At 70.9% G+C, this 19,094-nt stretch carries 14 protein-coding genes, 1 pseudogene and 1 riboswitch; of the genes and pseudogenes, 9 read left to right on the forward strand and 6 right to left on the reverse strand.

Annotated elements, in window-relative coordinates:
• Positions 1 to 132: 132 nt before the first annotated feature.
• A pseudogene (gene metE, locus ACFV9W_RS31630) lies at positions 133 to 2,440 on the reverse strand (5-methyltetrahydropteroyltriglutamate--homocysteine S-methyltransferase).
• A gap of 162 nt (positions 2,441 to 2,602) precedes the next feature.
• Positions 2,603 to 2,829: riboswitch (cobalamin riboswitch) on the reverse strand.
• A gap of 36 nt (positions 2,830 to 2,865) precedes the next feature.
• On the opposite strand from metE, the gene ACFV9W_RS31635 reads away from it, so the two are divergent.
• Positions 2,866 to 3,279: an NUDIX domain-containing protein gene (locus ACFV9W_RS31635; RefSeq protein ID WP_385767824.1), complete on the forward strand. Its 414-nt coding sequence runs from the start codon at positions 2,866 to 2,868 to the stop codon at positions 3,277 to 3,279.
• Positions 3,280 to 3,342: 63 nt separating this feature from the next.
• Here ACFV9W_RS31635 and ACFV9W_RS31640 read toward each other — a convergent pair whose 3' ends face one another.
• Positions 3,343 to 3,495: a hypothetical protein gene (locus ACFV9W_RS31640; RefSeq protein WP_385767827.1), complete on the reverse strand. Its 153-nt coding sequence runs from the start codon at positions 3,493 to 3,495 to the stop codon at positions 3,343 to 3,345.
• 243 nt (positions 3,496 to 3,738) lie between these two features.
• Between ACFV9W_RS31640 and ACFV9W_RS31645 the strand changes: the two genes are divergently transcribed.
• Positions 3,739 to 4,536, forward strand: a complete 798-nt coding sequence (locus ACFV9W_RS31645; protein ID WP_385767830.1) for an SAM-dependent methyltransferase — start codon at positions 3,739 to 3,741, stop codon at positions 4,534 to 4,536.
• A gap of 2 nt (positions 4,537 to 4,538) precedes the next feature.
• On the opposite strand, the gene ACFV9W_RS31650 is transcribed toward ACFV9W_RS31645, so the two are convergent.
• On the reverse strand, positions 4,539 to 5,639 hold the full coding sequence (locus ACFV9W_RS31650) for an alcohol dehydrogenase family protein (protein ID WP_385767833.1): 1,101 nt from the start codon (positions 5,637 to 5,639) through the stop codon (positions 4,539 to 4,541).
• Positions 5,640 to 5,739: 100 nt separating this feature from the next.
• Positions 5,740 to 6,945, reverse strand: a complete 1,206-nt coding sequence (locus tag ACFV9W_RS31655) for an FAD-dependent oxidoreductase (protein WP_385767836.1) — start codon at positions 6,943 to 6,945, stop codon at positions 5,740 to 5,742.
• Between the two features lie 131 nt (positions 6,946 to 7,076).
• Between ACFV9W_RS31655 and ACFV9W_RS31660 the strand changes: the two genes are divergently transcribed.
• Positions 7,077 to 7,976, forward strand: coding sequence for a LysR family transcriptional regulator (locus ACFV9W_RS31660; RefSeq protein WP_385767838.1), 900 nt, complete (start codon positions 7,077 to 7,079; stop codon positions 7,974 to 7,976).
• Here ACFV9W_RS31660 and ACFV9W_RS31665 read toward each other — a convergent pair.
• Positions 7,946 to 9,301 (reverse strand): MFS transporter, encoded by a 1,356-nt coding sequence (locus ACFV9W_RS31665; protein WP_385767842.1) that lies wholly within the window; start codon positions 9,299 to 9,301, stop codon positions 7,946 to 7,948. The genes ACFV9W_RS31660 and ACFV9W_RS31665 overlap by 31 nt on opposite strands.
• Positions 9,302 to 9,588: 287 nt before the next feature.
• Between ACFV9W_RS31665 and ACFV9W_RS31670 the strand changes: the two genes are divergently transcribed.
• The 6 genes from ACFV9W_RS31670 (at position 9,589) to ACFV9W_RS31695 (ending at position 17,766) form a co-directional block, all read left to right on the forward strand.
• Positions 9,589 to 10,422 carry a helix-turn-helix transcriptional regulator gene (locus tag ACFV9W_RS31670; RefSeq protein ID WP_385767845.1) on the forward strand — a complete coding sequence of 278 codons (834 nt, stop codon included), beginning with the start codon at positions 9,589 to 9,591 and terminating at the stop codon, positions 10,420 to 10,422.
• 465 nt (positions 10,423 to 10,887) lie between these two features.
• Positions 10,888 to 12,099 (forward strand): aminotransferase class I/II-fold pyridoxal phosphate-dependent enzyme, encoded by a 1,212-nt coding sequence (locus ACFV9W_RS31675; protein WP_385767848.1) that lies wholly within the window; start codon positions 10,888 to 10,890, stop codon positions 12,097 to 12,099.
• On the forward strand, positions 12,092 to 13,366 hold the full coding sequence (locus ACFV9W_RS31680; protein WP_385767851.1) for an MFS transporter: 1,275 nt from the start codon (positions 12,092 to 12,094) through the stop codon (positions 13,364 to 13,366). The genes ACFV9W_RS31675 and ACFV9W_RS31680 overlap by 8 nt, the downstream gene beginning before the upstream one ends.
• Positions 13,363 to 14,967, forward strand: a complete 1,605-nt coding sequence (locus ACFV9W_RS31685; RefSeq protein WP_385767854.1) for a carboxyl transferase domain-containing protein — start codon at positions 13,363 to 13,365, stop codon at positions 14,965 to 14,967. Before ACFV9W_RS31680 ends, ACFV9W_RS31685 begins: the two co-directional genes overlap by 4 nt.
• A 7-nt stretch (positions 14,968 to 14,974) precedes the next feature.
• Entirely contained in the window at positions 14,975 to 17,008 is a 2,034-nt protein-coding gene (locus ACFV9W_RS31690; RefSeq protein WP_385767856.1) for an acetyl/propionyl/methylcrotonyl-CoA carboxylase subunit alpha, read from the forward strand.
• Between the two features lie 131 nt (positions 17,009 to 17,139).
• Entirely contained in the window at positions 17,140 to 17,766 is a 627-nt protein-coding gene (locus ACFV9W_RS31695) for a biotin transporter BioY (protein WP_385767859.1), read from the forward strand.
• A 16-nt stretch (positions 17,767 to 17,782) separates the two neighbouring features.
• Here ACFV9W_RS31695 and ACFV9W_RS31700 read toward each other — a convergent pair whose 3' ends face one another.
• Positions 17,783 to 18,388: a dihydrofolate reductase family protein gene (locus tag ACFV9W_RS31700; protein ID WP_385767862.1), complete on the reverse strand. Its 606-nt coding sequence runs from the start codon at positions 18,386 to 18,388 to the stop codon at positions 17,783 to 17,785.
• Positions 18,389 to 19,094: the final 706 nt, after the last annotated feature.

A 19,094-nucleotide genomic window follows, 5' to 3' on the forward strand; every position in this document is an offset into this window, starting at 1 on the left:
CCCCGGTCGGCGCGCCTGTGGTGCCTGGTCGGTTTTGTGGGGGGAACCCGCCCCCCCCCCCACCGCTCGAGGGGTTCGGTGGGGGGGGGGGGGCGGGGGCGCCCGTGCCCCCCCGCCCCCCCACCAAGGGGATCAGGCCGAGCCGAGCTCCCCGCGCACGGTCCTGGCCGCGGCCACCAGGTTCTCCAGGGAGGCCCGTGTCTCCGGCCAGCCGCGGGTCTTCAGGCCGCAGTCCGGGTTGACCCACAGCCGCTCGGCCCGGATGGCCTCAAGTCCCGTACGCAGCAGGGCGGCGGCCTCCGCACGGCTCGGGACGCGGGGGGAGTGGATGTCGTAGACACCAGGGCCCGCCTCGCGCGGGTAGCCCTGTCCGGCCAGTTCGCGGGCGACCTGCATGTGCGAGCGGGCGGCCTCCAGGCTGATGACATCGGCGTCGAGGTCGTCGATGGCCTGGACGATGTCACCGAACTCGGCGTAACACATGTGCGTATGGATCTGCGTGTCCGGACGCACCCCCGCCGTCGACAGGCGGAACGCCTCGGTCGCCCACCGCAGATACGCGGCGTGGTCCGCGGCACGCAACGGCAGGGTCTCGCGCAGGGCCGGCTCGTCGACCTGGATGATCGAAGTGCCGTTCGCCTCCAGGTCGTTCACCTCGTCGCGCAGGGCGAGCGCGACCTGGCGCGCCGTGTCGCCGAGCGACTGGTCGTCGCGGACGAAGGACCAGGCGAGCATGGTGACCGGACCGGTGAGCATGCCCTTGACCGGGCGGTCGGACAGCGACTGCGCGTACGACGTCCAGCGCACCGTCATCGGCGCGGGACGGGAGATGTCCCCGGCCAGCACCGGCGGGCGCACGTAACGGGTGCCGTAGGACTGGACCCAGCCGTGCCGCGTGGCGAGGTACCCCGTCAGCTGCTCGGCGAAGTACTGCACCATGTCGTTGCGCTCGGGCTCGCCGTGCACGAGCACGTCGATCCCGGTCTTCTCCTGGAAGGCGACGACGTCGCGGATCTCGTTCCTGATGCGTTCCTCGTAGGCCGCGGTGTCGATGCGTCCGGACCTCAAGTCGGCGCGTGCCGTGCGCAGTTCGGCCGTCTGGGGGAAGGAGCCGATCGTCGTCGTGGGGAGGAGCGGGAGTCGCAGGTGGGTGCGCTGGGCGGCGGACCGGCTGGGTGCGCCGGGTGTCCGCGTCGGTGACGGCGGCGGCGCGGGCCCGCACGGCCGGGTCGCGGGTGATGGGGGAGGCGGCGCGCGAGGAGAGGGCGGCACGGTGCACCGCGAGCTCTGCGGTGATCGCGTCCGTGCCGCGGGTCAGCCCCTTGGTGAGGGTGGCGATCTCGGCGGTCTTCTGGCGGGCGAAGCTGAGCCAGCGCCGGATCTGCGGGTCGATGTCGCGCTCCAGGGCGGCGTCCAGCGGGACGTGCAGCAGGGAGCAGGAGGCCGCCACGTCGACGCGGTCGGCGAGGCCGAGGAGGGTGCCGAGCGTGGCGAGGGACTTCTCCAGGTCGTTGACCCAGACGTTGCGGCCGTTGACGACGCCGGCGACCAGCCGCTTGCCGGGAAGGCCGCCGACCGACGCGAGAGCGTCGACGTCGGCGGCCGCCGCCTCGGTGAAGTCGAGAGCGAGGCCGTCGACCGGCGCCTTCGCGAGGACCGGCAGGGCGTCGCCGAGCCGGTCGAAGTACGACGCGAGGAGCAGCTGGGGCCGGTCGGTCGCCGTGCCGAGGGCGCGGAAGGCGAGGGCGGCGGCGTCGAGCTCTGCCGCGGTGCGGTCCTGGACCAGGGCGGGCTCGTCGAGCTGCACCCATGCGGCGCCGGCCGCACGCAGGTCCGCGAGGACCTCCGCGTACACCGGCAGCAGCCGCTCCAGAAGGGTCAGCGGGTCGAAGTCGGCGGCGACACTCGGGGCGGGCTTCGACGGCAGCAGGTACGTGATCGGGCCGACCAGGACCGGGCGGGCGGCGAGCCCCTCGTCGCGGGCCTCCGTGAACTCGGCGACCTGCTTGGTGGAGTCGGCGGTGAACACCGTGTCGGGCCCCAACTCGGGTACCAGATAGTGGTAGTTGGTGTCGAACCACTTGGTCATCTCCAGCGGCGCCACGTCCTGCGTGCCGCGGGCCATCGCGAAGTACCCGTCCAGGGCGTCGGCCGCGACGGCCGAGCGGTGGCGCTCGGGGATCGCACCCACCATGACGGTGGTGTCCAGGACGTGGTCGTAGTACGAGAAGTCACCGGTGGGCACCTCGTCGATGCCGGCCGCGACGAGTTCCCGGCGACTGGTTCGGCGCAGGTCGGAGGCGGTGGTACGCAGCGCGTCGGCGGTGACGCGGCCCTTCCAGTACCCCTCGACGGCCTTCTTGAGCTCCCGGCCGAGGCCCTGGCGCGGGTAGCCGTACACGGTGGCCCGTGCTGCCGCGGCTGCGGTCTTGGTGGTCACGGAGTTCTCCTTCGAGAGACGTATCCCATGGATCCCGGGGACCGGAACGCGTGAAGGAGAGACAGAACCGGCGGCACGGCCCCGCGCGGGCGAGGCGCGGTGGTCCGCCGGATGTGTTCGCCGACCCGCCCTCGAGGTCACCGGGATGTCCGCGCACGCGTCGTACGCGCACGGGCAGTTGGCAGGTCTTCGGACTCGCGGGCACGTCTCTCGAACGAACGAGGACACCTACTGGCCGTCGCTTCCCAGGTCCCGTCTGTCGGACCCAGTGCGTGTGACGGCGGTCGCTCCCACTCACCGCTGCGGGGCAGTCCCGGATTCCCACCGGGTTCCCTCTTGCGACGCATCCCGCCTGGCTGACGGGGCGAACCAGCTGCACCACCCACCCTACGGGCCGGCCGCACGCGGCGTTGCACAATGCGGGGATGGATCACACAGTCATGAGGGTCGTCGCGGCAGCGGTCGTCGAGGACGGGCGGCTGCTCGTCGTCAGCAAGCAGGCGGCGCCGGACGTCTACTTCGTTCCGGGCGGCAAGCCCGAGCCGGGCGAGGAACCGGAAGAGACGCTCGTACGGGAGCTGCGCGAGGAGCTGGGTGTCGAGCCGGGCCGGCTCGAACCGCTCGCCGTGGTGGAGGAGCGGGCAGCCATCGAGGGCGTGCCGATGCACCTGACGGTCTTCGCCACGACACTGATCGGCGATCCGGTGCCCGCGGCCGAACTGTCCGCCCTGCGCTGGACCGACGGACGGGAGCCCGACCTCAGGCTGGCCCCCGCCGTCGAACACCATCTGCTGCCGTTGTTGCGGGAGTTGGGGCGGATGGAGCGGAATACCGGGTGACCACTGGGCCCGGCGGCTCGCGGCGGCAGGGCCGGAGCGGCCGCCGGGGGAGTGGTCGAGGGTTCAGTCGCGGTGCATGGGCGGCACCGCGCGGCGAGTGGCTGTGTCATAGACGCGATCGGAAATGGCCGCCCCATGGCGGATGGCCCCGCCGATGTGGATGCCCAGTGCGATGTCGCGGAACGTTCCGGTCTTGCGCCAGAACCACTTCGACATGACGCCTCCCTGGTGACCTGCGGAAATCCGGGCTGAATCACGGGGACGCGCACGGTTCCGCCGAACTGCTGTTGGCCGTGGAACGCCCACCGTACCTTCGTTGTTCCTCGTATGCCCGGTGGTGTCCGAACCGTGGAATCCGGGCGCGGCAACTGCGCCGACGGACGCCCGAGTTGATGTGCGAAGCTGGCCCCGCCCGACCAATGGGCAGTGGCTGCGACGTGACGGCGGAGGGTACGAGACGTGGCGAAGGACGGCGAGCGTGCCGGGGTGATCGACACCAGTCGGCCGCACCCCGCGAGGATCTACGACTACCTCCTGGGCGGCAAGGACAACTACAAGGTGGACCGGGAGGCCGGAGACGCGCTGGTGGCCGCCGCGCCCGAGGCCAGGGTCGGCCTGCGCGCCAACCGCGCCTTCATGGAGCGCGCCATCCGGTTCGCCGTCGGCAGCGGCGTCCGGCAGATCCTCGACATCGGCACGGGGCTGCCCACGTCGCCGAACGTGCACGAGATCGCGGAGCAGATGGCCTCCGGTGTGCGGGTCGCCTACGTCGACAACGACCCCATCGTGAAGGCCCACGCCGACGCGCTGCTCGGCCGCTCGGGCGCCACGGGCGTCGTCCTCGGGGACATCCGGGACCCCCGGCACATCCTGGAGCACCCGGATGTGCGACGGCTCATCGACTTCGGGGAGCCGGTGGCGCTCCTGCTCGTCGCGGTCCTGCACTTCCTCGCCGACGACGAGGATCCGCGGCGGGTGGTCGCGACGCTGCGGGAGGCGCTGCCCGCGGGCAGCTTCCTGGTCCTGTCGCACGCCACGAGCGATTTCGCGGACCGCCGAGACGCCCAGGCCGTCTACAACCAGGCCACCGCCTCCTTGAACCTGCGGCCGCGCGCGGAGGTGGAGCGGTTCTTCGAGGGCTTCGAGCTGGTCGAGCCCGGCGTGGCCCAGATCCCGTTCTGGCGCCCGGAGGCGCCGCCGCCGCCGGGTGCCGAGCAGGTCGGCTTCTACGGGGGTGTGGCCCGGAAGCCGAGGTGACGTCACGCGGACGGTGCGGCGTCCGCGGACGGGACGGGCGGCGGGACGAGGACGAGCTTTCCCAGGTGCCTCTTCGCCAGGAAGTCCTCCTGCGCGTGCGCGATCTCCCGAAGCGGGTAGACGCGGGACACCACCGGCCGGATCTCGCCGCTTTCGATGTACCGGACGAGGTTGTCGAAGACCTCGTCCTCCTGGAACGTGCAGCCGAACAGCGACAGGTCCTTGAGGTAGACGGTGCGCAGGTCGATCCGCGAGATCGGCCCGCCGATGGCCCCGGCGTTGGCGTAGCGCCCGCCCTGGCGCAGCACGTCGAGCAGGGACGGGCAGGCGGGGCCGCCGACGAGGTCGAGCACGACATCCATGCTGCCCGCGCCCAGCTCGGCGACCAGGTCCGCGTCGCGGTCGACGGTCCGGTCAGCGCCCTGCGCTGCGACGTCGTCGGCCTTGGAGCGGGAGCAGACCGCGATGACGGTCGCGCCGCGGCGCTTGGCGAGCTGCACGGCGGCCAGTCCGACGCCGCCCGATGCCCCGGTGATCAGGACCCGCTCGGCCCGGACCGAGGCCCGGTGCAGCATGTTCTCGGCGGTCGAGTACGAGCAGGGGATCGCGGCGAGCTCCTCGTCCGACAGCTCGCTGCGCACGGCGTGCGTCTCCCGTGACGGCGCGACCGTGAACTGGGCGAATCCGCCGTCGCACTCGCTGCCGAAGGTCCAGCACTCGTAGGGCCGGTAGTCGACCGGCGTGCGCAGCATGTTCCGCACCAGGACGCGCTCGCCGACGCGCCCGGCGTCGACGCCCTCGCCCACGGCGGCGATGCGCCCGCAGACGTCGGCGCCCTGGATGCGCGGGAACTCCAGGGCCTTGCCCGACCAGGTGGCGTCCACGTCGTCGACGGTGTCGAAGCCGGTGGCGCCGCCCTCATCGGTGGCGGAGTCGACGGCCTTGGAATACCAGCCGATCCGGGTGTTCACATCTGTGTTGTTGATCCCGGCGGCGGCGACCTGGATGAGTACCTCGCCCGTCCCCGGGCGCGGCACTTCGACGTCGGTGCGATGGTCGAGCTTCTCCAGGCCGCCGTGACCGGTGAGGAGTACGGCGGACATCGTCGTCGGCAGCAAAGTCTTTCCCTTTCGCGTGGGGTCGGCTGTCGGCATCTGTCTTTGGTTCGGCAGTCGACCAGTTTCTTGTTCTCCGCGATCCATGTCAGATGCCCGGGGCCGATCCTGTCTGTCGCGTCGACCCGGTCAGGAACGGCTCGGGTATCAGCGTCCGGGCGGCGGTGGCGTCGGCGGCCGAGGCGACACCCGCGGCGAGTGTCCCCATCAGCGGGGCGAACTTCGCGCCGTGCCCCGAGCACGGGGACAGGATGGTGAGGCCCTCGCAGCGGTCCAGGACGAAGTCCTCGTTCGGTGTATTGGTGAACAGGCAGGTGGTCTCGGCGTACGGCCTGGGATCGAGGCCGGGATGGTGACGGCGCACGTAGTCGATGACGCGCTCGCGGTTCTTGGCGTCCACCACGCCGTCCTGCTCGGCGGCCGACCGCAGCGGCTTGCCGCCGTTGAACTCGGCGACCTTCAGCCCCTGGAAGTCCGCGTCGCGGCCGCCGGGAAGCCCGTACGTCAGCATCCTGCGGTTCTTGTGGATGAAGGTGGGCCAGCGGTGGTTCTCCCGGTAGCGGAAGTGATACGCCTGCTCCTGGCGGACCTCGAAGCGCGGAAGTCCGGCCCTGAAGGCGCTGGGCAGCGGGAGCAGGTCGAGCAGCCTCGGGAGCCAGCCGCCCGCGGCGACCACCACGCGTTCGGCGTCGAGGCGCCTGCCGTCGGCGCTGCGCAGGGTGTAGCCGTGGCCGCGGCGTTCGACCGCCGTCAGGTCCCAGCCGGCGAGGAGCCGGGCGCCGTGCTTCTGCGCCTGGACGACCATGGCCTCGACGCTGCGTTCGGCGTCGATGACACCGGCCTCCGGGTGCCAGAGCACCTCGGTCTCGAAGTGGAACTGCGGCCAGCGGGCGGTGGCCTCCTCCCGTTCGAGCAGCTCGTGCTCGATCCCGGCCTCCTCCAGAACCCGGGCGAGCGCCACGGGGTCGCGCTCAAGTCCGAAGTCCACGGCGCCGGTTGGGGAGATCAGCGTCTGCGCGCTCGCCGACTCCAGCTGCGACCACAGGGTGCGCGAGCGTGCGACCAGGCGGGTGTAGAACGCGGTCGGGTAGGCGTACCGGAAGATTCGCGCCGAGCCGTGCGAGCTGCCCGCCTCGTCTGCGGGGGCGCCGCGCTCGACGATGGTGACTTCGTGCCCGGCGGCGGCGAGCTGCCACGCCGTGGCCGCGCCCGCGAGTCCCGCTCCGACGATGACGTACTGGGAGTGATCGACGTTCTGGGAGTGTCCGACGTTCTGGGAGTGATCGACATCCACGATGGGGCTGCTTTCTGTGAGCCGTGCGCTCTTCCTGGCCCCTCCAGTACAGCCAGCGATTACCCCGTACGTCCAACACCAATGATCCGGTGATTGTTCTTGCCGCAGAGATAATCGGCGAGAATCGCGGCATGGAACTGAGACAGCTGCGCTGCGTCGTCGCGGTCGCCGAAGAGCTGCACTTCGGCCGGGCCGCCAAGCGGCTGCACATGGCGCAGGCCCCGCTCAGCGCGCAGATCCAGCGGATCGAGGGCGAGCTGGGACACCGGCTCTTCGAGCGCACCACGCGCAGCGTGCGGCTGACGGCGGTGGGCGAGGAGTTCCACCGGCGGGCGCTCGACATCCTCGCCCGGGTCGACGAGGCCACCGTCGACCTGCATGCGGTCGCCGACGGCCGGGCCGGCACGCTGCGCGTCGGCTTCGCCAGCTCGGCCAGCTACTCCGTACTGCCGCAGGCCGTACGTCACTTCCGGCGGGCCGCGCCCGGCGTCGACCTGCAACTGGTCCCGCTGACCAGCGCCGAACAGGCCGAGCGGCTCCATGAGGGGCGGCTCGACCTGGGGCTCGTGCGCGGCGAGTCCGGCGGGCTCGACCTGCGGACGGAACGGCTCTTCGAGGAGCGTCTGGTGGCGTGCGTGTCCGTCGACCACCCGCTGGCGGCGAACGCCGAGGTCACTGCCGAGGCGCTCGCCGCCGAACCGATGATCTTCTTCCCTGCGCGGGACATGCCGGGTTATGTGTCGGAGATCCGCCCGGTCTTCGCCGGGCTGCCCTTCCCGCGCGTCCGCACCCGCGTCGTCCACCAGGAGACGGCGCTGGGCTTCGTGGCGGCCGGTATGGGCTTCACGGTGCTGCCCGAGTCGGTCTCCTCGTTCCGCCCGGCCGCCGTGCATGTCGCCCGGATCACCGGGGATCCCACGACCGTGATGTGTCTGGCGTTGCCGGACGTGGAGCTGTCCCCGGCGGCCGAGCGGTTCCGCGCGGCGCTGCGCGCGACGGGTCAGGCCGACCCGGCGGGCGCGCAGGCCTGACTGAGGGTCAGACCCTTGGTCTCCGGCGCGAGGCGGTGCGAGACGATGCCGCCGATGAGGCTGATGGCGGCCGCGATCAGCATCGTCGCCGAGGTGCCGAGACCGTCGACGGACAGCGGCAGCAGGAAGGTGCCCGCCGCGGCGCCGACGCGGGAGACGGCGGTGGCGAAGCCGACGCCCGCGCCACGGATCTCGGTGGGGAACACCTCACCCGGATACACCCCGGACAGTGCCGTGGAGGCGGCGTTGACCAGGGAGAAGACGAGGAAGCACACCAGGACGAGGGCGGCGGAGGTGTGCGAGAAGAAGGCGACGACGACCAGGGCGACCGTGGAGATCCAGAACGGCGGCACGGCCAGCTTGCGCCGTCCGACGCGCTCGATGAGCAGCACGGACACCATCGACCCGATGACCACGAGGCCGTTGATGGCGAGCGCGCCGGTCAGGCCGTCCTTGATGCCGAGGTGTTCCAGGACGGTGGGGGCGAAGGCGCCGATGGCGAAGTACGGGGTGACGTTGCACACCCAGAAGACGCTCACGAAGATCGTGGCCCTGCGGTACTCGGGGGAGAACAGCTGGCCGAAGCCTCCTCCGGTGTGCGGTTCCGGGGTGTGGAGGTCGCGCTGGTCCTCTTCTTCGAGGTACTCGGCGGCCAGGGCGGTGGCTTCCTCGGTCCTGCCCTTGCTCATCAGCCAGCGCGGCGACTCGGGGGTGCCGAGGCGGAGCAGCAGGACGATGACGGTCGGCACGGTGCTGAGCCCGAGGACGACGGTCCAGCTGACCGACATCGACGAGATCAGGACGTATCCGGCGGCGTAGGAGACGAGGTAGCCGACGTACCAGGCGACTTCCTGTACGGCGAGGAGGCGGCCGCGCAGGCGGGCGGGCGCGAACTCGGCGAGCAGCGGCCAGCCGATCGAATAGTCGGCGCCGATCGCCAGGCCCATCACGAGGCGCACCACGACGAGCTGCCAGGCCTCGGTCACGAAGAACTGGGCCACGGAGCAGACCAGGAACAGGGCGAGGTCGATGGTGAACATCGATTTGCGGCCGAAACGGTCGGCCAGATAGCCGCCGACCGGGCCGCCGAGGAAGATGCCGAGCAGCGCGGCCGCGGCGATCAGCCCCTCACCGGCTGACGACAGCCCGAGGTCCTTCGATATCGCCGGCATCACGACGCCAGTGCTGCCGAGGATGAACCCGTCGATGAACATGCCGCCCGCGATCACCACGCTCAGCTTCGCCAGGAAGCGGCGTCTCTTCGTCGACAGGGAGGGCGGTGGCAGGTCGCCGTCGGCGACGGGTCGGGTACTGGTCTCGGTCACGGTGGAGCCTCGTTCCGGGATCGTCAGTGCGGCACCGGTCTGCGCCGGCGCGATTTTCTTGGGGTGATGGGGGGGCGTGACAAAGGCCGCTGGCGCCCTGGAAACGGCTGGGCGGCAGCGGCCGCGGGGAGGAACCTTACGTCAGCCGGCTATGGGTTGTCGGGTCGGCCCCGCCAGGCCGTCGGTGCCACCCGCGGCGTCTCGCCGTGGCACTCAGTGTCACGTTGTGGCGGTAACATCACCGCCTCTGGAACAGCGTTACGGGAAAGTGCTACATGGGGGACAAGATGGCGGTTACCGGAGCTGTATCAGGACGGGAGCCCGGTGGGGCGGTCGCCACAGGAGTGACGGGGCTTGCCCACCTGCTGCGGAGCTGGCGGGTCCGGGCCGGGCAACGGCGCGGCCTCGGCGGCCCGTTGTCCCAGGTGGAGGTGGCCACCGAGATCGGCATGAGCGAGCGCTGGTACCGGGACCTGGAGCGCGGCACCATCCCACGCCTGGACGCGGGCGTGCTGTCCCGCCTTGCGGACACGCTCGGCCTCGACGCGGACGAACGCGCGGCGCTGCACTTCCACGCCTTCGGCGGCACCCCGTACGTGAACCGCACGCTCCCCGGCCGCCCGGCCGACCTGACCGCCCTGCAGCAGCTGGTCGACCAGCAGATGCCGCGCCCCACCTATGTGACCGACGCCCGCTGGGACATCGTCGGCCACAACAGCGCCATGGCCGAGTGGTTCCCGTGGGTGCTCAACAGGCCCGCCAACCTGATCCGTTGGGGGCTGACCACGCAGGAGGCCCGCGAGCAGCTGGTGGACTGGCCGCAGCACGCGTACATGTATCTGGCCATGCTCCGCTACTCCATGGCCGAGCGCCCGGACGAGCCGGGGCTCGCGGAGCTGCTGCACGAGGTGCTCCAGGACCCCGTCTGCGGGCGAATGTGGGCAGAGCGCACGTGCATCGTCGGCAACCGGGACGGCCACCGCTTCCGCCTGCGCCTCCCGCACATCGCGGCCGCGGAGTTCCATGTGGAGGCACAGGTGCTGCTGCCCGCCCGGCACCCGGGACTGCGCTTCGTCGCCCTCGCGGACGTGGCGACGCCGAACCCGGCCGACGACAACTGATCCGAACCCGGCCGACGACAACTGATTACACGTCGCCAAAAGCTGGAAATCAATAGCCGTCGACCGGCAAAGATTTGCCGGTCCGTTCGGCTCGGCTCAGACTCGCACCGGCAGATCTTTGCCGGTCGGCAGGCATTGACGGGCGAAGTCCCCTGCGGGTTTTCTTGAGAGGCCGGGGCGGTTCGAGCCATCCGGTTTCAAGAGAATCCGGAGAGCAGCAGTGCGGGCATTCGCAAAATTCGAGAAGTCATTCCTGGGGACCGCTGTCCGGCTCGCCGTCCCGGGAGTTCGCCGGGTACCGCAGCGGCTTTGTGGTCACGGCTGTGTGACCTTCTCTCGCACATGGTGGAATCCGGCCTCCTCGGCAGGAAATCCGGCCGCGGCTTCTACGCGTACGCGTACGCGTGACTTCGTGACGTCCCGGGGCGCCACTCAATTCATTCCAAGGATTTCAGGGGACTGCGCATGCACGCGTATATGAACATGAAGAAATCGGCAAAGATAAGCCACGATTTCTGGGAGACCACCACCCGGGCCGGCATGTTCGACATCGTCGCGGCGGGCCTGGGCGACGGACACCACCGCTCGCTCGCCGACGGCCACGAGTTCGTCAACATGTCCTCGTACTCCTACCTCGGCCTCGACACCCACCCCAAGCTCGTCCAGGGTGCGATCGACGCCGTACGGGCCGAGGGCGCCCTCAACACCTCGACGTCGCGCATGCGCATCCGGTTCGGCGCGCTGCGGGACGCCGAGGACGCGATGTCGGAGCTGTTCGACGTGGAGGCCGTGACCGTGGCCTCCTGCGCCGCGGCGGCCTGGGCGAGCCTGCCCCTGCTCGCCTCCGGCCTCCTCACCGGCGGCGAGCCGCCGCTGATGGTCTTCGACAAGAACGCGCACTTCTGCCTCAACGCCATGAAGCCGAACGTCGCGGACGAGGCCCCGCTCACCACGATCCGGCACAACGACATCGAGGCCCTCGAAGACCTCTGCAAGCAGCACCCCCAGGTCGCCTACATCGCCGACGGCGTCTACAGCACCGGCGGGATGGCGCCGATCCAGGAACTGCTGCGACTGCAGGAGAAGTACGGCCTGTTCCTGTTCTTCGACGAGGCCCACGGCGTCTCCACGGTCGGCGAGCGCGGACGCGGCGCGGTCCTGGAGGCCATGGGGCAGATCAACGACCGGACGCTGATCATCACCTCCCTCAACAAGGGTTTCGGCGCCTCGGGCGGCGCGATCTTCCTGGGCCCCAGGGGCTCGCAGGAGCGGCGCGACATCGCCCTGCGCAACGGCGGCCCGCTGATGTGGTCGCAGCGCATCAACACCGCCGGGCTCGGCTCCGTGCTCGCCTCGGTCGAGCTGCACCGCTCCGACGAACTGCCCGCGCTCCAGCGCCGGCTCCAGCGCAACGTCGACCTCTTCGACAGCCTGGTCCCGACCGCGCTGAGCGGCGACGGGCTGCCGATCCGCTTCGTGGACATCGGCTCCGAGGACGCGACCGTCCGCCTCGCGCAGGCCCTGCTCCAGCGCGGCTACTACGCCTCCCCGATCTTCTTCCCCGTCATCGCCCGCGGCAAGGCCGGGCTGCGGCTGATGCTCCGCGCCAACATGAGCGCCGCCGAGATCGAGGACTTCTCCCGGCAGCTCAAGGAACTGCGAGACCTGTATGTCTGAGGACCTGAACACCCGCGCGGCCGGGCCGACTTCGTCCGCGACACCGCCGAACGCACCCGTCTCCGAACCGGAGCAGGCCGAGCCGGAGCGGGCCAAGCCCGAGCGCCGCACGATGCTGGTCGGCTGCCTGCTCGTCTTCATGGCGCAGATGGCCACGACCATCTACCTGCCCTCGCTGCCCGCGGTCCAGCACGACCTGGGCGTCTCCCGCAGCTTCGCCGCGCTGTCCGTGTCCCTCTTCGTCATCGGCGCGGCCGCCCCCGTGGTCCTGTGGGGACGCGCGGCGGCCCGGTACGGGCGCCGGCCCGCGGTGCTCGCCGCGCTCGCGCTGTTCGTCGCCGCAAGCGCCCTGCTGGCGGTCAACTCCTCCGCCGAGGCCCTGCTGGTGCTGCGCTGCGTGCAGGGCATCGGCGCGGGCGGCGCGGCCATCATCGCCCGCATCTTCGTCCGCGACCTCGGCGGCGGCGACGCGCTCGCCCGCCGCCTGTCGGTGCTGTCGATCGCCTTCGTCACCGCCCTCGGCGGCGGCCAGTTCCTCGGCGGCCTGATCGGTACGTACGCCGACTGGCGGGCCGGGTTCGTCGTCCTGGCCGTGCTCGGGGCCCTCGGAGCGCTCGGCGCCGCGACGCTGCCGCTGGAGCCCGGGCAGGGCCGCGCCGAGCCGACGAACATGATCCGGATCTACTGGGACATCCTGAAGGTCCCGGCCTTCCTGCTGCCCACCGTCGCGGGCGGACTCGGCTTCGCCACGATCGTGCTCCTCCAGGAGGTCGCGCCCTTCGTCTTCCAGGACCACTTCGGCCTGGGCGTGGACGCGTACGGAAACATGGGGCTGCTGTTCGGTCTCGCGTACTTCGCCGGCGCGATGATGGTCAACCGGCTTGTCGCGACCGCCGGTTCGAGCCGCCTGATGCGCGTCGGCGCCGTCATCATGACGGGCTCGGGACTCCTCATGGTCGGCCTGTGGCTGCTGCCGTCCGTCCCGCAGGCCGCCGCGCTCGTGGTGTTCACCGCCCTGTACTGCGCCACCACCTTCGGCCAGTCGGCGCTGTTCCCCAGCAGCATGGCCGTCTCGGTGAGCGCCGTGAAGGACCACGGTGCCTACGCCGTCGCGCTGTGCGGGTTCCTCGCCCAGTCGATCGCCGGTGTGGTGGCGACCTTCGCCACCCTGCTGCACGCCAACCTCGCCTGGGCAGGTGTCGCCGCCGCCCTCAGCGCCCTCGCCTACGTCCTCGTACGCCGTGACAACCGGAACAGAAGCCGATGACGACACTTCGCTCCCGCATCGACACCTCGTCAGAGGTGTTCCACCGCAATACCGCAGCCTTCGAGGGCAAACGGCGGATCATCGCCGAGGCGAGTGCCGCTGCCATCGCCGGAGGGGACGACCGGGCCCACCGCCGGCACGCCGAACGCGGCAAGCTCACCGCCCGCCGCCGCGTCGTCCAACTGCTCGACCCCGGCACCCCGTTCATGGAGATCGGGCAGCTGGTCGCGCACGACGTCTACGACGAGCCGGTGCCCTCGGCCGCGCTGATCACCGGCATCGGTGTGGTCGGCGGCCGACCGTCCATGATCTTCGCCAACGACGCGACGGTGAAGGGCGGCACGTACTTCCCGCTCACCGTGCAGAAGCACCTGCGCGCCCAGAAGATCGCCAAGGAGAACGGCCTGGCCTGCATCTACCTGGTCGACTCGGGCGGCATCTACCTCCCGCTCCAGGAGGACCTGTTCCCCGACGAGTACCACCTGGGGCGCGTCTTCCGGAACATCGCCGAGCTGTCGGCGCTCGGACTGCCCCAGATCGCGGCCGTCATGGGCTCGTGCACCGCCGGCGGCGCGTACATCCCCGCGATGTGCGACGAGGCCGTCATCGTCCGGGGCAACGGCACCATCTTCCTCGGCGGCCCCCAGCTGGTCCGCGCGGCCACCGGCGAGATCGTCGACGCGGAGACCCTCGGCGGGGCGGACCTGCACACCCGTGTCACCGGCGTCGCCGACCACCTGGCCGAGAACGACGAGCACGCCCTTGAGCTGGTCCGGGACATCGTGCGGCGCACCGGTCCCGGCCCCGTGTCGCCGCCACCGCAGGCGCCCCGACCGCCGCTCCACGACCCGGCCGAACTGCCCGGCATCCTCAGCGCCGACCTCCGCGAACCCATCCCGGCCCGCGAGATCCTCGCGCGACTCCTCGACGGCAGCGAATTCGCCGAGTACCGCGCCCGCTACGGCCCCACCCTCGTGTGCGGCACGGGACACATCGGCGGCTACCCCGTCGGCGTCGTGATCAACGACGGTGTGCTGTTCCCGGAGAGCGCGCAGAAGGGCGCCAACTTCATCGAGCTGTGCGCCCAGCGGAACATCCCGCTGCTCTTCCTCCACAACATCAACGGCTTCATGGTCGGCGCCGAATACGAGGCCGACGGCATCGCCAAGCACGGCGCGAAGCTGGTCAACGCCGTCTCGTGCGCCAAGGTGCCCAAGTTCAGCCTGGTCGTCGGCGGCAGCTTCGGCGCGGGCAACTTCGCGATGTGCGGCAGGTCCATGGGGCCGCGCCTGATGGCCATGTGGCCGAACGCCAAGTCCACCGCCGTCGGCGCCGAGCAGACCGCGACGGTGATGGCGCTGATCCGCAGCGACCAGCTCGCCAAGGAAGGCCGGACCCTCTCCGCCGAGGAGGAGGAGTCGATCAAGCGGCCCATCATCGAGACCTACGAGAAGCAGTCCCACCCGCTGTACTACGCGGCGCGGCTGTGGGTCGACGCAGTGGTGGACCCCGCCGACACCCGTGAATGGCTGACGCTGTGTCTGGCGACCGCCGCGGACGCACCCGAGCAGGAGACACGTTTCGGCGTGTTCAGGATGTGACGAGGAAATGCTGAAACGTCTCTTGATCGCGAACCGCGGCGAAATCGCCCGGCGCATCGCCCGCACCTGCCGCCGCCTCGGCATCGAGTACGTCACCGTGTACTCGGACGCCGACGCTTCGGCACCGCACCTGGAGGGCGCCGTCGAGTCCGTGCGGATCGGCCCGGCGGCGGCCGCCGACAGCTATCTGCACATCGAGTCGATCGTCGACTCCGCGCTCCGCACCGGCTGCGACGCCGTCCATCCCGGCTACGGCTTCCTGTCCGAGAGCCATCTGTTCGCCTCGGCCGTCGCCGACGCCGGTCTGGTCTTCGTCGGCCCGGACGCCGCGACGATCGCGGCCATGGGCGACAAGGCGACCGCGCGGTCCCTCATGGCCGAGGCGGGCGTTCCCGTACTCCCCGGCTCCCGGGAGGCCACCGAATCGGCCGACGTACTCATCGAGGACGCCCGCCGCATCGGCTACCCGGTGATCCTCAAGCCCGTCGCGGGCGGCGGCGGCAAGGGCATGCGCGTCGTCGACGACGAGGCCGGCATGGCCGACGCAGTGGCCGAGGCCGTCCGCCTGGGCAGGGGCAACTTCGGCGACGGCCGCCTCCTCGCCGAGCGCTACGTGGCCCGCCCCCGGCACATCGAGGTCCAGGTCTTCGGCGACAGCCACGGCGGCACGGTCCACCTCTTCGAGCGGGAGTGTTCGCTCCAGCGCCGCCACCAGAAGATCATCGAGGAGGCGCCCGCGGCCGGCCTCGCGCCGGAGGTCCGAACTGCCTTGCTGGAAGCGGCGGTTCGGGGTGCCGAAGCGCTGGGATACCTCAACGCCGGAACCTTCGAGTTCATCCTCGACTCCGACGGCCGGTTCTCCTTCCTCGAGGTCAACACCCGCCTCCAGGTGGAACATCCGGTCACCGAGGAGATCACCGGCCTCGACCTCGTCGAGTGGCAGCTGCGCGTGGCCTCGGGGGAGCGGCTTCCGCTCGCCCAGCACGAGATCACCGCCACCGGGCACGCGGTGGAGTGCCGCGTGTACGCCGAGGACCCGGACGCGGGTTTCCAGCCGGCTCCCGGGCGGGCGGACGTGGTGCGGTGGCCCGTCGGCGTACCCGACGTACGGGTGGAGGCGGCCTTCGACGGGGCTGCCGAGGTCCCCGCCTTCTACGACCCCATGATCGCCAAGCTGATCGCCCGCGGCCCCGACCGGGTCTCGGCGCTGCGCCGCCTGGCCGACGCGACCCGCACCGCGCTGGTCGTCGGGCTGACCACCAACCTCGGTTTCCTGACCGACCTGTTGGAGGACACGCGCGTGGTCACGGGGCGTGTCGACACCCACCTGGTCGACGCGTTCGTCGCGGACACCCCGCGCCGGGACGGGGTGTCCGCCGTGGCCGCGGCGTGCGCGGCGGCGATGCACGTACCGCCGCCGCGCAGGGACACGGCGGCCCCCGCGTCGCCGTGGACCGGCACGGTCGGACCGCTCGACCGCCGGGCCCTGGACGCCGACGCCCCGATGGGCCGCATCGCCCTGACCGACGGCGGCCAGGACGTCGAAGCCCGGCTGACGGGCACCAACGGCGGCACGGTGGACGTCACGGTCCACGACCGGCCCTTCCGCGTCTCCGTGTCACGCGGCGAGGGCCTGTTCCGGGGCACGGTGGGGGACCGGCGGTGGGCAGGGCTGCGCACCGCCGACCGCTTCGAGCTGGTCATCGACGGCCGTCGCACGGTCCTGACCGCGCGGACACAGGCCGAGGCCGACTCCGAGACCGTCGACAACATCCTGCGCTCACCGATGCCGGGCATGGTCGTCGCGCTGTCCTGCGCGGTCGGCGACCGGGTCGAGGAGGGCGCCGTACTCATGGTCGTAGAGGCCATGAAGATGGAGAACCGCATCCTGGCCCCGCTCGCGGGCGTGGTCGAGGAGATCAGGTGCACCCTGAACGGCTCGGTCTCGACGGACCAGGTCCTCGCCGTCATCACACCGCAGGAAGAGCAGGAAGAGCAGGAACAGCAGGAAGAGCAGGAAGAGCAGGACACCGCCTCCTGACGAGCCCGCTCGCTGAGGCTCCGCAGCCACCGGAGCCTCAGCGCCGGCCCGGCCGACATCCCACACCTGTCGTGCGCGCCAACACCCGCACCACAGACCAACCACCGCACACCCTGAAACGGACCCCTCACGTGAGTACGACCTCCGCCCTCCCGCTGCGACCGCGTCCGACGGGACGGGTTCTCGCCGACCTGCTGCCCGCCGGGAGCGTCACCCGGGCCCGGTCGCGCGACGCCGCGCTGGTCCTCGGCGGCGCCGCCCTGACCGGAATCGCCGCGCAGCTGGCCGTGCCGGTGCCCGGATCGCCGGTCCCGGTGACGGGACAGACCTTCGCCGCTCTGACCGTCGGCATCGCGCTCGGAGCACGGCGCGGGGCGCTCGCACTGTCCCTCTACGCCGTCGCGGGCGTCTGCGGCATGCCCTGGTTCGCCGAAGGCCTGTCCGGCGCGGCCACGCCGACCCTGGGCTATGTCGTCGGCCTGGTGCTCGCCGCCGCCGTGGTCGGCGGCCTGGCCCGGCGCGGCGGCGACCGCAGCCCGCTCGCGACCGCCGGTGTCATGGCGCTTGGCAGCGTCTGCGTGTACGCCGTCGGGGTCCCGTATCTCGCGCTGTCCCTGCACCTTCCCCTGGACCGGGCGCTGGCCGTCGGCGCCGCCCCCTATCTGGTGGGCGACGCACTGAAGGCGGCCTTGGCGATGGGCGTGATCCCCGCGGTGTGGCGCAGGGTGGGCGACGCGGGGACCGACGATCGTCGCTGACGCGTCGGCGGCGCGGTCACGCAGGGGCGCCGAGCGGGGGGTGCTCCAGCACACGGGGCTTGTACTCGACCAGCTGGATGCTGCCGTCGAAGGTGTGGTGCTCGATCATCTCGAGGGCGACGTCCGGATAGCCGTCGTAGATGCGTTCCTCGCCCGTGGCCCCAGTGATCACCGGGAACATGACGACCCGGAAGCGGTCGACGAGCCCGGCTCGCAGCAGGGACCGGCACAGGCTGAGGCTGCCGATGGTGCTGAGGAGACCCGAGCCCTTCGCCTTCATGGCGCGGACCGCCTCGACGGCATCGTCACGGACGAGCGTGGAGTTGGCCCACGTCAGGGGGTCGTCGAGCGAGGAGGAGAACACCACCTTGGTCGCTTGCGTGAGCTCGTCCACGGATGCCTCTTCCTCGGGCCTGAACTCGTCCTGACCAGTGGGGACCTCGCCCGAGGCGAAGCCCGACATCAGGCGGTACGTGTTCGCTCCCATCAGATAGGTGACCTCGGGCTGTTTGCCGAGCCACGCGAGGTACTCCGGGCCCTCGAGGCCCCAGAACCCGGGCCAGCCCTCTCCCGACGCGTAGCCGTCGAGGGAGGTGATGAAGTCGACGAGAAGCTCCGACATGATGGTTTCCTTCCTGAGGTGTCACTGGCTTGGACCGGCCGCGAGGCACAAACTCATCGGCTGCGACGCGCCGTGCGGGCGAGTGCCGTGCCCGACTCCGCCAGCCACCGGAACCCTCACTCCGCTAGGGGCCTCTTTGCGTTGCGCGGAAGACAGAGTCACGCGCTCGAAGGAAACAGGAAATCTGTAGCGGCGACGGTAGACATTGCCATCTCGGTGCGTTAGCGTTTCCGTGTAGCCAAGAAGTCGACAGGACACGGCAGGGACGAACTGCCGTGCAAGCAGGTCAAAGCAGGAGTGGCCTGGCAGCGGAGCGGTGGAGCCGGAAACAGTGGGCTCTTCCACTGGCTGCCGGGTCGGCGACCCCAGGGGTCGCACGACGGTGTCGTTTCCTGTCAGTACAGGTGATTGATCGAAAGAGTAAGGAGCACAGCGCCATCAGGATCGCCCGGGCACGGACGGAGTCCACCCGGGTACCGCAGACCCCGGATTGGAAGGTGGTCCCCGGTCACGCAGCCGCGATCCCCGCAGTCCCGCCCCTCGAGGCGTATCTGCGGAAGAAAACAGGCCGGTGCAGTTAGCCGGTAGATGGTGTTAAAAGCTCGGGGCCCGGGCGCCCAGTGGGGCCCGGGCCCCACCACGCGTCCCCCAAAGAAATGGTGAATTCCCCCGCCCCGTAACAGCCCCCCCCACCAATTAGATGAAC

The sequence above is a fragment of the Streptomyces sp. NPDC059897 genome (assembly GCF_042730865.1).
Lineage (GTDB): Bacteria > Actinomycetota > Actinomycetes > Streptomycetales > Streptomycetaceae > Streptomyces.